Genomic DNA, 577 nt, shown 5'->3' with positions numbered 1-577 from the left:
TCTGGCTGGGCTCGCTGAAGTCGAACATCGGTCACACGCAGGCCGCGGCCGGTGTGGGCGGTGTGATCAAGATGGTCATGGCGCTGCGCAACGGCATGCTTCCCCAGACGCTTCATGTGGGCGAGCCGTCGCCGCATGTGGACTGGTCGGCGGGTGCGGTCGAGCTGCTGACCGAGGCCCGTCCGTGGGACCAGGCAGACCGTCCGCGCCGGGCCGCCGTGTCGTCGTTCGGGATCAGCGGCACGAATGCTCACGTGATCATCGAGCAGGGTCCGGTTGCGGAGCCGGAGCCTGAGCCGGTGGCACAGGCGCCGGTGGTGCCCTGGCTGGTGTCGGCGAAGGATGTGCGGGCGTTGCGGGCGCAGGCTGGGCGGCTTGCGTCGTGGCTGGAGTCGCGGTCGTCGGTGTCGGTGTCGGATGTGGCGTGGTCGTTGGCGGCGGGCCGGGCGGTGCTGGAGCAGCGTGCGGTCGTGGTGGGTGCTGATCGGGACGAGTTGGTGGCGGGGTTGCGGGCGCTGGCCGAGGACGCGTCGGTTGCGATCTCGGGGAGTGGTTCTGGCGGGAAGCTGGCTCTGTT

1 protein-coding gene is annotated in these 577 nt (G+C 70.4%); it reads left to right on the top strand.

Features of this window, described 5'->3' with window-relative positions:
• A partial coding sequence (locus tag E1292_RS50605) for a ketoacyl-synthetase C-terminal extension domain-containing protein (protein WP_281284172.1) occupies positions 1-577 on the top strand: 577 nt, incomplete at both ends.

The organism is Nonomuraea deserti (genome assembly GCF_004348685.1).
Taxonomy (GTDB): domain Bacteria; phylum Actinomycetota; class Actinomycetes; order Streptosporangiales; family Streptosporangiaceae; genus Nonomuraea; species Nonomuraea deserti.
The sequence above is the reverse complement of the archived record's forward strand: the minus strand, read 5'-3'. Positions and strand labels throughout refer to the sequence as shown.